This is a genomic window from Bacillus sp. GC_Bacil_1, assembly GCF_026540675.1.
Lineage (GTDB): Bacteria > Bacillota > Bacilli > Bacillales > Bacillaceae_G > Bacillus_A > Bacillus_A cereus.
The window spans coordinates 22,377-34,547 of sequence record NZ_JALNUG010000001.1 but is presented as its reverse complement, the minus strand read 5'-3'; the positions used below and the strand labels follow the sequence as shown (position 1 = coordinate 34,547).

Sequence of the window (12,171 nt, the reverse complement as noted above, 5' to 3'; positions counted from 1 at the left end):
CTATTAACGATTATCAATTGTTTCCGGATATAGATCGTGGTTCATCATGCGGTAGTCAGCCATTTGTTCATACTTCGTCCCTGGGCGACCGTAGTTGCAGTATGGATCAATTGAAATGCCACCACGTGGTGTGAATTTCCCCCATACCTCAATGTAACGTGGATCCATTAATTTAATTAAATCGTTCATAATAACGTTCATGCAATCTTCGTGGAAATCACCATGATTGCGGAAACTAAATAAATACAACTTTAAAGATTTACTCTCTACCATTTTTTGCTCTGGAATATAGCTAATATAAATTGTTGCAAAATCTGGTTGTCCTGTTTTCGGACATAAACTTGTAAATTCAGGACAATTGAATTTTACAAAATAATCACGGTTTGGATGATTATTATCAAATACCTCTAATATTTCTGGGCTATATTCAAATAAATATTTTGTATTTTGATTTCCTAATAATGTTACATCTTTTAGATCTTCATCTAATCTTCCAGTCATTTTAAACATCCCTTCTCGTTATACGCCGCGTTTATTTCCCCATACTAACGCATGAAGCTGAGGCAATACTTTTGCATCATTCATCTCTTTACAATTTACAGCTTTATCAATCAGCCACTCATACTTATCTAATAATTTTTTAATAAGCATCGCATCATCCACTGTTTTTGTATCATCGTTTCCTACTTGCAGGAAAAATGGTACACCTGGATAACGTTCGTGCATCTTAACTGCATATTCAAAATCATGATCATCGAATACTACTACTTTTAAACTAATATCTTTTCCTGCTAGTTTCTGAATAATAGCATCTAACTTCTGAAAATCTGTTTTCATCGTCGAACTTGGTGGTTTTGGAGAAATTGTTACCTCATCAATTTGAAGTAACCAATCTTGCCATTTACTCCCTTGCGTTTCAATTGCCGTTCGCATTCCATTTTCTTTTAATATTGAAAGAAGAAACTCAATATTTTTCAGTAATGCCGGATTTCCGCCTGAAATCGTAACATGAGAAAATTTTTCTCCTCCAATTGCAACAAGCTCATCCCAAATATCTTCTGGTGTCATCTGTCTAATTTGATCTTTAGCTGATCCATCCCACGTAAAAGCAGAATCACACCAAGCACAGCTATAATCACAACCAGCTGTACGGATAAACATTGTCTTTTGCCCTACAACCATTCCTTCACCTTGAATAGTCGGACCGAATATTTCTAAGACAGGGATTTTACTCATCGAGCATCCACTCCCGTCTCACTTCCGCATAACTAGTCGGCGTCTCAAATAGACGAACAAATTCAACGCGAGCTCCTTTATATTCGTTCACTCGATTCTCTTTTGTTAGTGCTTCTGCCATCTTTTCATAAATCCAAACGACCATATTTTCAGCAGTCGTATTCATTGCAGGTAACGTTTCGTTTAAATAACGATGATCTAAATAAATTTCGATTTCATTCTTCCAAATTTCTTTTATATCTCCAAAGTCAATTGCAAGACCTATTTCATTTACATATCCACTAATTCCAAATACAACTTTATATGTGTGACCATGTAAGTTTTTACATTTCCCTTCATAACAGTGTAAATGGTGTGCTGCATCAAATGTAAATTCCTTGCTGACCATTACTCTTTTATTATGGTATTTGAGTTGTTTACGCTGAATATCCTTGTCCATTTTTTGCAAATTCTCTACGATGCGAAATCCAAAAAAGTTATCCATTAGTTGTTCGCTCCTTCGCGTTCCTGTAGGTACGTATCTAATCCTGCTTTACGAAGTTGACATGCTGGACATTCACCGCAACCATCACCAATGATTCCGTTATAACATGTTAATGTTTTTTCCCGAACAAACTCAAATGCTCCAAGTTCATCTGATAATTTCCATGTTTCAGCTTTATCAATCCACATAAGTGGCGTGTGAATGACAAACGGGTAATCCATAGATAAATTTAAAGTAACGTTTAACGATTTCACAAACACGTCACGGCAGTCTGGATAACCACTGAAATCAGTTTCACATACACCTGTTACAATATGACGTGCTCCAACTTGTTTTGCTAATACAGCAGCAAATGATAGGAAGAGTAAATTTCGTCCATCTACAAATGTCGATGGCAATTCACCTTCTTCATGTGTAATCTCCATATCCGTTCTCGTTAACGCATTTGGAGCAAGTTGATTTAATAGACTCATATCTAGTACCGTATGCTTTATTCCTAGCTCTTTTGCAATTTCCGCTGCACAATCAATTTCTAGCTTATGACGTTGATTGTAATTAAATGTTACAGCTTCTACCTCTGCAAACTGCTCTATTGCCCAAAATAAACATGTCGTACTATCTTGTCCTCCACTAAAAACAACAACTGCTTTTTCTTTTTTCATTTCACTCATTCTCCTTCTCTACTATAAATAAGAAGAAAGAACGTTCTTGAACTGTCACAATAAAAAAACAAAACAATACCTAAAGATATTGTTGTTTCCATAGTTTTTTATAGAGGGAGTTCGCGAACCTCTCCCGCGCGGTGCACGGAATTTCTTCTTTCATTGACACAGCTTATTGTAACATATTGTATACTAGCGTAAAAATTTCTGATTTTTCCGCTATTTATCATTTCATTTCTTTCATTTTATAGTATGATTAATTTAATATAAGAAGAGAGGAGGCATCCCACTGAAATCCTTTATTATTTATCTCTTTTTAAATATATTATTCATCCTGATTACAATGCTCGTATATCATTTATTTTGGAATCAAAAAGGGAAACGCTCTCCTAAATTAAATTCAGCTATATTCATTGTACTCTGTTGCCTCGCTACCGTACTCTGTATTACATTTGCAGCAAAAACAAATAATGGTTTTCAATTTGATATGCGCCATATTGTATTAATTGTCGGTACATTAACGGGAGGGCCTATTGCTGGTGGTTCTATCTTAGTTGTATTAAACATATATCGCTTATTATTAGGTGGGATCGGTGTTTTCCCATCTCTTATCGGTTCTGTTCTTCTATTTATTGTTCTACTATTAACATATAAATTTTTCAATCGAACTTCTAATCGTATAAAAATAACACTTGCTATTATCTACAGTCTCACATACGGATTTAGTTGGATACCCTTCTTCCTTTCAAAGGTTACAAATAAGACTGATTATATACCGCATATTATTGTGTATGAGTTATGTTCAATGCTTGGTACGATTCTAATTTTATATTTACTACACATATTACAAACTCAAGTTCGTCTCCAAAACGAACTTATAAATGCTGAAAAATTTCATTTAATTGGTGAAATGGCAGCGTCTATCTCTCATGAAATTCGCAATCCATTAACTTCAACAAAAGGGTTTTTACAACTGTTACAATCAGATACATGCACTGAGCAGGAACGAAAATTATATATCGACATTGCCATTAACGGCATTGAACAAGCAAATCATGTTCTTACAGATTATTTAACCTTTGCTAAACCAAGCATTGAAAAAGAACAAACATTACAGTTAGAAGAAGAATTACTACATGCATTGTCGTTAATTACACCGCTTGCTAATTTAACAAATGTACGTACTCATTATATAAAGCAAAGCACTTCTTTTTTTATCGCTGGAGAAAAGCAAAAACTAAATCAATGTTTATTAAATATTTTAAAAAATTGCATTGAGGCTATGCCAAAAGGCGGTGATCTTTATTTCACATTAGTTCCTGATCATAAGCATATTCAGTTATACATAAAAGATACAGGAGTCGGTATGGATTCAGAACAAGTAAAACGTCTTGGCTCGCCTTTCTATTCAACGAAAGAAAAAGGCACTGGACTTGGAATGATGGTCGTATTCAGTGTTGTTCAAGCTATGAATGGAAAAATTGATATTATAAGTGAAAAAGGAATCGGTACAACCTTTTTATTAACTTTTCCACTCATACAAAAAACGTGATGAAATAATCATCACGTTTTTTCTGTTCCTTCAACTAATTCAGCAAAAGCTTTCACTTTTCCGTGCGGTTGTTGATTTTCTTTACGCGCTTTCCAGGCGCGCTCTTCTTCTCGCTTCTTCTTAGACATATTTTTTCAACTCCTTCTTTTCTTTCTCCATGTAGTATTCCAAAATAAGAAAGAAAACTATGCACGTATCAAAAAAAGAAGTGGTTTCCCACTTCTTCCACTTTAGCGCTGCAAAATTGCATGTTTCGCCTCTTTTAATTGCGTAAGATGTCTTTGTTCATGCAAATCAAGAAATTGAACCCATTGATACAAATTCAGATCATTAAAAACAGGATGCTTTAATCCATTTTCAAATAGATCTTTTTCATCTATAACACTATGAAGCGCATGTAATAGTTCTTGTCGTGAATGTTCTAGTAATTGAATTCCTTGCTGTTTTTTCATTAAAGTTTCTGTTGGTTGCATTTGCTGAGGAGCTTCTCGTTTATGTGTGCGATCAAGCGTAAGTTGGAGGTCTTTAAATGGAGTCATGTTTCTTTCATTTTTTTGTAAAGCATATACAAGGGCAGACGTGACAGATTGTTCAACTAAATGCAAGTGGTGTAAAATTTGAATAATACTCCATTTATCACGGCGTGGCTTTACATTCACTTCTGTATCATTTAACATTTCAATTTCTGATAATAGCGTGCTTCGAGTAGACTGTAATGAGCTTACTAAACTTTCTAAACTCACATCCATATTAGATTGAAGCATACTTCTTTCCCCCCTTTTTGTTGGTGAAAAGAGGTGCTCCTTATTAGAAACACCTCTTTAGTATTCTGAATTTTCTTTTATTATCTCATCATTTTCCCATTATGTCGATGTTAAACATGTGAAAAAAAGCGCATGTTTTTTACAATTTTGTGTCGTCAATCGCATGTAACCATGCTTCAATTTCTGTAATAACACTTTTCACACAGCCTTCAGCAAATGGTGATGTTAAATTTGCAACTTCTACTAATTCTAAGAACGATTTACTTCCACCTTGTTGGCACAGATTCACATAATCTTCCCATGCCTCTTGTCTATTATCTCTTGCACGTTTCCAAAATTGTAGCGCACAAATTTGAGCAAGCGTGTAATCAATATAATAGAAAGGTGAGCTATAAATATGCCCTTGACGTTGCCAAAAACCACCGCGCTCTAAATAATCATTATCCTCATAATCACGATGCGGTAAATATTTCTTCTCTATGTTACGCCATGCTGTCTTACGCTCTTCAGGTGATGCTTCAGGATTTTCATATACATAATGTTGATATTCATCAACAGATACACCATAAGGTAAAAACAGAAGTGCTGAACTTAAGTGAGAGAAGTAATATTTATCTGCATCTTCTTCAAAGAATAGCTTCATCCATGGCCATGTAAAGAATTCCATACTCATAGAGTGGATTTCACATGCCTCATATGTTGGCCAATTATATTCTGGAATTTCAAATTTACGACTTTCATATACTTGGAAAGCATGACCTGCTTCATGTGTTAATACATCAATGTCACCAGATGTTCCATTGAAGTTTGAGAAAATAAACGGCGCTTTATAATTCTCAATATATGTACAATATCCGCCACCAGCTTTTCCTTTTTTCGCAACTAAATCTAATAAATCGTTATCTAGCATGAAATTGAAAAATTCATCTGTTTCAGCCGATAACTCTTTATACATCGTCTTTCCATGATCAACAATCCAATCCGCATCTCCTTTTGGAGTTGGGTTACCTGTAGCAAACTCAAAGTTTTCGTCGTAATAAGCTAACTTCTCTACACCGATACGTGCTTGTTGTCGCTTTCTTAATTCCGTTGTAACGGGAACGATATAATCCAGCACTTGCTGACGGTAATTAGCCACCATCTCCGCATTATAATCTGTACGGTACATTCTTGCATATCCAAGTTCAACAAAGGTTTTGAAACCTAAAGATTTTGCGATTTTCGTTCTCACTTTAACAAGCTCATCATAAATACGATCTAGTTCTTCCTCATTTCCAGCTAAAAATCCGTAGTATGCTTCACTTGCTGCTTTACGTTCGCTTCTTTCTTTTCCTTGCATAAACGGAATCAATTGCGATAACGTTCTTTCTTCTCCAGCAAAGTCAATTTTTGCGGATGCTAATAACTGTGTATATTGCGACGATAATTTATTTTCTAATTGTAAATCTTTCACGACTTCATCTGAATATGTTTTTAAATCACATTCTGCTAGAGCAAATAATTGTTTTCCATAATACGCCTCTAATTCTTCACGAAATGGAGAATTAATAAGTGCCTTATAATATTTTGTACCATATCCTTGTACAACTGGAGAGTATTCATCAAAGAAATCCTGCTCCTCCTTATAAAAAGTATCCGTCGTATCAACAGAATGGCGAATGTAACAAAGGTTTCCCATTGTCCCAAAATCGTTGCGAATTTCATTAATTGAATGAATGACTTGTTTTTGTTCTTCTACAGTTTTTGCGTTATCAAACTTCTCTAAAGCAACAGTAAATTTCTCTTTTAACTCTTCAATATTTGGGCGTTTATATTCATAGTCTTTAAATGACATGAACGAGCCTCCTCTCCATTACATACCTTTATTATAATTCAATACGTATTCTCGAATTCCCTCTTAATTTTCAACAAAATTCGGCAGTGACTACTCTGAGTTCATTGCAAATAAAAAAGCCCTGGATTTATTTATCCAAAGCTCCTTTGGAACATATTATTATTTTTCATACTTCCCAATTTTTTTTAATAGATCAAGTAATTCATCTTTTTCATCTTTCGTTAACATTTCAAAAGACTGATGTATAACTTTCTCATGCCCCGGAAAAATAGAAGCGATAAAGTTCTCGCCAGACTCAGTTAATTGCGCGTAAATAACACGTCTGTCATTCGGACATGGGATTCTCTTTACTAATCCCTTTTTCTCCAGCTTATCTACAACATATGTAATGCTGCCACTGGCTATTAAAATGCGCTCACCAATTTGCTGGAGTGGTTGACCGCCTTTATGATATAGCAGTTCTAATACAGCAAATTCAGTTGGATTTAACCCGTTACTTTGTATAGATTTATTTGTAGTATCCATAACAGAACGATGTACACGAGATAATGCAATAAATACTTTTAAAGATTGAGAAATATCTTCTCGTTCATTATTTGATGTCATACAACTTTCAACCCTTCACTTAAATTCTCACCAATAAAAAGAAAATGCCACTTCATACTTCATGTGAATTCCGAATGAGCATTCACTCATCCATTTCCTCTCCCCTAATATATTAAGAATCATTCTTGAATAAAAACATGACAATTTTAACATAGTTTATATATAATGATAATAAAAAAAGAAGGAGTACCACATTTGAAAGTCAAATTCCAAAGCATAATTATATATATATTGCTTGTTATCCTACCGACAATAGGGATTGGTGCTACATTTTATTCGTATCATACATATAAAATGAAACAGGAAAATAAATTATCCGCTCATACAGTTCTCTTTTTATATAGAGATTATTTAGATCATCATCTTGGTGAAGCAATTTCTGCTTTAGACATGCTTGCAAAAGTTGTAGGCACCGAGACTGGTAATATAAACGGCATTAAACAAATTGTACATGATACAGATGGGAACGATGCACGCTTTTCTGGTTTATATTACGCTACACCAGAAGGGGTCATTACAATCGCATCTGAAGATGAATCAAAGCCTATAGATGTTTCAGACCGTAAATATATTCAAGACGTGCTACAAACTAAAAAAACCACTGTATCATCAGTCATTACTGATCGCGTTCTTGGACATAAAGCTATTATGATTGCTACCCCCATATTCAATAAACAGAAAGAGCTCTCAGGATTATTATTAGCTAGTTTACGCTTTGATTACATTTCATCTTCTTTAAATGCCATTAAACCACAATACCATTTTGAGGTAACTGATAAACATGATGTAGTTTTTCTAACCGATGATAATAACGACACAAGTGATACGCATTCTAATATGCTTACTACCCCACTCCAAAGATTAAATTGGAAGGTCTCTGTTTCTCCATTACCTATTCATCAGAAAACCTTATACCAGTGGGTTGCAATAGAGTGTATCGCTACTTTATTTTTAATGTCTGTTTTATTTTTACTTGCTCAATATATGTTGTTAAAACGTCAAACAAAACTTGAAAGACAACAAAACGAACTACAGAAAATAGAATTAGTTGGAACTTTTGCAGCAAGTACAGCACACGAAATCCGTAATCCTCTTACTGGAATTAAAGGACTCGTCGCTCTATTAAAAGAGAAATATAAAGATGAACAAGATCAGTTCTACTTTTCCGTAATTGAACAAGAAATAGAGCGAATCAATGAAATTGTAAGTGAATTTCTTATTCTCGGAAAGCCAACCGCCATCATCGAACAAACATATGATGTAAGAACAATTCTAAATGAGGTAGCATTAATTATTCAATCTGAGGCGAATTTACATAACATTGTATTCCATTTACATTTGCCAGACCATCCTGTTCATATCCGTTGTTCGAAAGACCATATGAAACAAGTGGTTTTAAACATTACAAAAAATGCAATTGAGGCTATGACTTCTAGTGATACACTAACCATTGTAGTAAAAAACAATGAAACACACGCACAATTGCAGATTATAGATACTGGGAAAGGGATTCCACAACATATTCAAAAACACCTCTTTCATCCGTTCTTTACTAATAAAGATACTGGAACAGGTCTTGGACTTGTCATATGTAAACGAATTGTAGAGATGTATAATGGGCATATTTTTATTGACAGTACAGAAAACGAAGGAACGACAGTTCATATCGAAATTCCGTTACACATAGTATAATTATCCTTATCCTATAAGGGTAATTATACTTATTTCATAAAACCAGCGACAAGCATTCGCCAAAAATTATTTGATTTTCCTTCATACCCGATTTGGAAAATAGGTATTTTTATAATTGAAAACCATTTCGGTGTTTGTTTTTCTTTATAACACTGATATTGTAAAATAAGCTTGTCCAATTCTTGACTAACTTGAATTGTCTCCTTACTATTTAGCCCACTTGTTAATCCTAGTTGAATCATTTCTTCACGTTTCATATGAATATCACGTGAAAGCTTTTCTAATGTGTACTTCCTTTTTACAGTAAACATCCATATCCCCCTTATTATACTTCCATGCTCTCAAGTTCACTTCTCCATTGACTTTTTTAACTACTTAATCATATGCAAATTTGAAGAATCAGAAAATTTAACATTTTCTCCCTGTAATTTACAAATCTTTACCCTCACTTTGAGAATTATTACAAATTATTCTATCTTTGTAAATACATTCGCAATAATAGACATTTTTTTCATCTTCTTTTTTTACAAATTCTACGTAAACCGGGGATTCTTAATTTTCCACCTACTTTTCTTCGACATTTTTTGTTTAATTTATATAAAAAAGCAAAACATAATGATGATTGATAAAGTGAAACTTTCATCAGTGTTTTTTGTTCAGCCCCACTGATTATTAGCATTCACCAATCGGGCGTTTATTGGCAGTGAATCTCCCACCTATCCAGCCCAATGTTGAGGTGGGAGTCTTACTACCCACAAATAGCGGGATAACAAGAGAAAGGAAATATTTATATGCGAAAATATACGATTGCATTATTCATCATTGTTTTGTTTTTACCGTCCTTCTTATTTCCTATTCAAGCAACTGCTCATACGAATAAAGTTGCTATTGTCATTGATGATTTCGGCAATAATATGAAGGGGACTAATCAAATGTTGTCACTTCCAATTCCACTAACTGTTGCTGTTATGCCTTTTCTTCCTTCCACAAAAGAAGATGCAATAGCTGCCCATAAGAAAGGCCATGAAGTTATTATACATATGCCAATGGAACCTATTAAAGGTAAAAAAGAATGGCTTGGGCCGAAAGCCATTACAACCGATTTAAGCGATGAAGAAATAAACAACCGACTTGAACAAGCGATTCAAGAAGTTCCGCATGCAATTGGAATGAACAATCATATGGGGTCAAAAGTAACAGCGGATGAAAGAATTGTTCGCCTTATACTTGCTGCTTGTAAAAAACACGGTTTATTTTACTTAGATAGTAAAACGAATCCTAAGAGTGTCGTCCCAAAAATCGGAAAAGAATTAGGAGTTCCTATTATTGAAAACCAACTATTTTTTGATGATGTGTATACAGCAGGACATATTTCAAAACAAGCCCAATTACTCATCAAAAAAATTCAAGAAAAACCCATTATGGTAGCTATCGGGCATGTGGGCCCCCCAGGTGAAATTACATCACGCGTTATTGAAACTTCTATCCCTAAAATTCGTGAGCATGCAGACTTTATTTTTTTATCTGATCTAGCATTATCCCCGCCTCCTGTTTCAAAATAAAGTTCATTACTCACATATAACCAGCCCTCACCAATCGGGCTTTTACGGGAAGCCCCCATTGCTTTCACTGAATTTTGAGGTGGGGATCTTACCGCCCACAAATAACGGGACAAAAAAGTACCTATCTGTATATAACAGATAGGTACTTTTCTTTTTAACTTAAATATAATCTACATGACTCACTCTGAATCCTTTTTTCTCTATTTTTCCGATTAATTGCTTTAATCTTGTTTCATCTAACTCATCTGATATATTTACAATAACCCGACGGATATATTGATCACCGTTATCGAGTGTAAACAAACCACCGATATTATATGCTTTTAACAATGTCCCAAGCTCTTTAATCGTCCCCTTACAATCTTGTGTTGCAATTGTTAATATATAACCACCTGTTCGCATACCAAATGAATCTTCAATAACATCAAATATATTCGAATGCGTTAACATACCGACAAATTCATTATAATCATTTAGCACGGCTAAAAACGGAAGCCGACGAATTACATAAAAGGCTCTGAAGAAGGAATCCTTTTCAAAAATAAATGCATTGGAATTGTCAAGCATATCTCCTGCACTTACATGATCTAATCCGCTATTGCATTTTTTTTCTAATAAATCTACTTTATAAATAATCCCCATGAATTTCTTCTCATCTTCTGCTAATACCGGGATGGCTCGAAATCCCGTTTCGTTCATCATTTGCAGTGCCTCTTCACCAGAATCATTTATTTTGCAAAATGTTACTTGCTGCTTTGGCAGAAAATGATATTTAACTCGCAAAATATGTTCCTCCTTACATGTCAACATGTAATCTATATATAATAAGGAGACCTATATTTTATGAGTGAAATTATTTTTAAAACGCTTTCATTTATTTATTAACTTGTATCCATATCACATACATTTTTATATAACAGAGCTCCTTGCGCCCTTAATCATTAATAACTTTACATGATAGTTCATTAAATATTCTATACCCTCTAGCCATTTTTTCGATTCTTCTGGCGTTTTCCCCCACACAATCATGCCGTAATTATGAACAAGAACTACTCCTCCACCTTCAATGAAATTCGGAACATTACTTTCTAATAAATCAGCGAATTTTTTTTCATCTTCTACAATTGGAATTGTCATTTCTGTTATACCTTCTTTTCCGAAAACACGCTCCACACTGCGTTTATCGAACGTTACTTCTCCTTCTTCTCCATATAACTCTGATATTAAATGACTATCTACAGTCTGCACTTGTAAAATACATCCTGCACTACTTTTTTTATAAATATCTGCATGCATAAATGACTCTGCAGCTGGTTTTTCTTCATTTTCAAATACTGACTCGCACATGCAATTTACGACAATAAAATCTTCTTCCGAAAATAGCCCTTTATCTCTTCCCTCAACATTTACTAAGAATGTTAACGGCTCTTTTGACGTACATAGCGATAAACTAATTTTGGTGCCATAAAACCAATCACGAAGTGCCAATTCAGATTTCACATCTTTTAATTCATTCCATCTCTTCAGAAAAAATAACATTTCGTCACCCCCGGCATAATATTCATATAAGGTTCGAATCCTTTCTATGTAAAAGGAATATTTTTTGATTATTCTAAAAATTTAATTGAATTATCACATGAGAACGCTTTTTTGTCAATATAGTTTCGTGGTTCTTCTTTAAAATAGGCTATTCATATGTCTATACTCCTATCTATTTCCTATTTCATTTTGCACATAAAAAAATACGCTATTCTTTAATTAAAGAATAGCGTATTTTCC

At 34.1% G+C, this 12,171-nt stretch carries 14 protein-coding genes and 1 riboswitch; of the genes, 3 read left to right on the top strand and 11 right to left on the bottom strand.

The window, feature by feature from the left end; translation table 11 throughout:
- Nucleotides 1–3: 3 nt before the first annotated feature.
- From queF to queC, 4 genes are read right to left on the bottom strand one after another with little or no spacing between them, the layout of a single operon-like run.
- Entirely contained in the window at nucleotides 4–501 is a 498-nt protein-coding gene (queF, locus tag OXT04_RS00180; protein WP_001986050.1) for a preQ(1) synthase, read from the bottom strand.
- Between the two features lie 18 nt (nucleotides 502–519).
- Nucleotides 520–1,236, bottom strand: coding sequence for a 7-carboxy-7-deazaguanine synthase QueE (gene queE / locus OXT04_RS00175; protein ID WP_000036292.1), 717 nt, complete (start codon nucleotides 1,234–1,236; stop codon nucleotides 520–522).
- A complete protein-coding gene (gene queD, locus OXT04_RS00170; RefSeq protein WP_000368414.1) occupies nucleotides 1,229–1,720 on the bottom strand; it encodes a 6-carboxytetrahydropterin synthase QueD in 492 nt (163 codons plus the stop codon). The genes queE and queD overlap by 8 nt, the downstream gene beginning before the upstream one ends.
- Nucleotides 1,720–2,382, bottom strand: a complete 663-nt coding sequence (gene queC, locus OXT04_RS00165) for a 7-cyano-7-deazaguanine synthase QueC (protein ID WP_000711595.1) — start codon at nucleotides 2,380–2,382, stop codon at nucleotides 1,720–1,722. Before queC ends, queD begins: the two co-directional genes overlap by 1 nt.
- Before the next feature lie 93 nt (nucleotides 2,383–2,475).
- Nucleotides 2,476–2,519, bottom strand: a riboswitch (PreQ1 riboswitch).
- A gap of 206 nt (nucleotides 2,520–2,725) precedes the next feature.
- On the opposite strand from queC, the gene kinB reads away from it, so the two are divergent.
- Nucleotides 2,726–3,934 carry a sporulation sensor histidine kinase KinB gene (gene kinB, locus OXT04_RS00160; protein ID WP_000964151.1) on the top strand — a complete coding sequence of 403 codons (1,209 nt, stop codon included), beginning with the start codon at nucleotides 2,726–2,728 and terminating at the stop codon, nucleotides 3,932–3,934.
- Nucleotides 3,935–3,945: 11 nt separating this feature from the next.
- On the opposite strand, the gene OXT04_RS00155 is transcribed toward kinB, so the two are convergent.
- From OXT04_RS00155 to OXT04_RS00140, 4 genes are all read right to left on the bottom strand, one after another.
- Nucleotides 3,946–4,062 (bottom strand): DUF6254 family protein, encoded by a 117-nt coding sequence (locus tag OXT04_RS00155; protein ID WP_000038355.1) that lies wholly within the window; start codon nucleotides 4,060–4,062, stop codon nucleotides 3,946–3,948.
- A 102-nt stretch (nucleotides 4,063–4,164) separates the two neighbouring features.
- Nucleotides 4,165–4,698, bottom strand: coding sequence for a DinB family protein (locus tag OXT04_RS00150; protein ID WP_000941977.1), 534 nt, complete (start codon nucleotides 4,696–4,698; stop codon nucleotides 4,165–4,167).
- Between the two features lie 139 nt (nucleotides 4,699–4,837).
- Complete coding sequence (locus tag OXT04_RS00145) at nucleotides 4,838–6,532, bottom strand: M3 family oligoendopeptidase (RefSeq protein WP_000008582.1); 1,695 nt, start codon at nucleotides 6,530–6,532, stop codon at nucleotides 4,838–4,840.
- A 159-nt stretch (nucleotides 6,533–6,691) separates the two neighbouring features.
- Complete coding sequence (locus OXT04_RS00140) at nucleotides 6,692–7,138, bottom strand: MarR family winged helix-turn-helix transcriptional regulator (protein WP_000203336.1); 447 nt, start codon at nucleotides 7,136–7,138, stop codon at nucleotides 6,692–6,694.
- Nucleotides 7,139–7,333: 195 nt separating this feature from the next.
- Here OXT04_RS00140 and OXT04_RS00135 point away from each other — a divergent pair, with 195 nt between their 5' ends.
- On the top strand, nucleotides 7,334–8,830 hold the full coding sequence (locus tag OXT04_RS00135) for a DUF3149 domain-containing protein (RefSeq protein ID WP_000865057.1): 1,497 nt from the start codon (nucleotides 7,334–7,336) through the stop codon (nucleotides 8,828–8,830).
- Between the two features lie 29 nt (nucleotides 8,831–8,859).
- On the opposite strand, the gene OXT04_RS00130 is transcribed toward OXT04_RS00135, so the two are convergent.
- A complete protein-coding gene (locus tag OXT04_RS00130) occupies nucleotides 8,860–9,141 on the bottom strand; it encodes an aspartyl-phosphate phosphatase Spo0E family protein (RefSeq protein WP_000495527.1) in 282 nt (93 codons plus the stop codon).
- 480 nt (nucleotides 9,142–9,621) lie between these two features.
- On the opposite strand from OXT04_RS00130, the gene OXT04_RS00125 reads away from it, so the two are divergent.
- Nucleotides 9,622–10,392 carry a divergent polysaccharide deacetylase family protein gene (locus tag OXT04_RS00125; RefSeq protein ID WP_001234111.1) on the top strand — a complete coding sequence of 257 codons (771 nt, stop codon included), beginning with the start codon at nucleotides 9,622–9,624 and terminating at the stop codon, nucleotides 10,390–10,392.
- 159 nt (nucleotides 10,393–10,551) lie between these two features.
- Here OXT04_RS00125 and cbpA read toward each other — a convergent pair whose 3' ends face one another.
- Together cbpA and OXT04_RS00115 are read right to left on the bottom strand one after the other, a co-directional pair.
- Entirely contained in the window at nucleotides 10,552–11,175 is a 624-nt protein-coding gene (gene cbpA, locus OXT04_RS00120) for a cyclic di-AMP binding protein CbpA (protein ID WP_001264203.1), read from the bottom strand.
- Nucleotides 11,176–11,301: 126 nt separating this feature from the next.
- Entirely contained in the window at nucleotides 11,302–11,931 is a 630-nt protein-coding gene (locus OXT04_RS00115; protein WP_000896010.1) for a class II aldolase/adducin family protein, read from the bottom strand.
- Between the last annotated feature and the right edge of the window lie 240 nt (nucleotides 11,932–12,171).

Bases quoted from the DNA above. Each gene is read 5' to 3' on its own strand.
- queF (WP_001986050.1), bottom strand. From the start codon at position 501: ATGACTGGAAGATTAGATGAAGATCTAAAAGATGTAACATTATTAGGA.
- queE (WP_000036292.1), bottom strand. From the start codon at position 1,236: ATGAGTAAAATCCCTGTCTTAGAAATATTCGGTCCGACTATTCAAGGT.
- queD (WP_000368414.1), bottom strand. From the start codon at position 1,720: ATGGATAACTTTTTTGGATTTCGCATCGTAGAGAATTTGCAAAAAATG.
- queC (WP_000711595.1), bottom strand. From the start codon at position 2,382: ATGAAAAAAGAAAAAGCAGTTGTTGTTTTTAGTGGAGGACAAGATAGT.
- kinB (WP_000964151.1), top strand. From the start codon at position 2,726: ATGCTCGTATATCATTTATTTTGGAATCAAAAAGGGAAACGCTCTCCT.
- OXT04_RS00155 (WP_000038355.1), bottom strand. From the start codon at position 4,062: ATGTCTAAGAAGAAGCGAGAAGAAGAGCGCGCCTGGAAAGCGCGTAAA.
- OXT04_RS00150 (WP_000941977.1), bottom strand. From the start codon at position 4,698: ATGCTTCAATCTAATATGGATGTGAGTTTAGAAAGTTTAGTAAGCTCA.
- OXT04_RS00145 (WP_000008582.1), bottom strand. From the start codon at position 6,532: ATGTCATTTAAAGACTATGAATATAAACGCCCAAATATTGAAGAGTTA.
- OXT04_RS00140 (WP_000203336.1), bottom strand. From the start codon at position 7,138: ATGACATCAAATAATGAACGAGAAGATATTTCTCAATCTTTAAAAGTA.
- OXT04_RS00130 (WP_000495527.1), bottom strand. From the start codon at position 9,141: ATGTTTACTGTAAAAAGGAAGTACACATTAGAAAAGCTTTCACGTGAT.
- OXT04_RS00125 (WP_001234111.1), top strand. From the start codon at position 9,622: ATGCGAAAATATACGATTGCATTATTCATCATTGTTTTGTTTTTACCG.
- OXT04_RS00115 (WP_000896010.1), bottom strand. From the start codon at position 11,931: ATGTTATTTTTTCTGAAGAGATGGAATGAATTAAAAGATGTGAAATCT.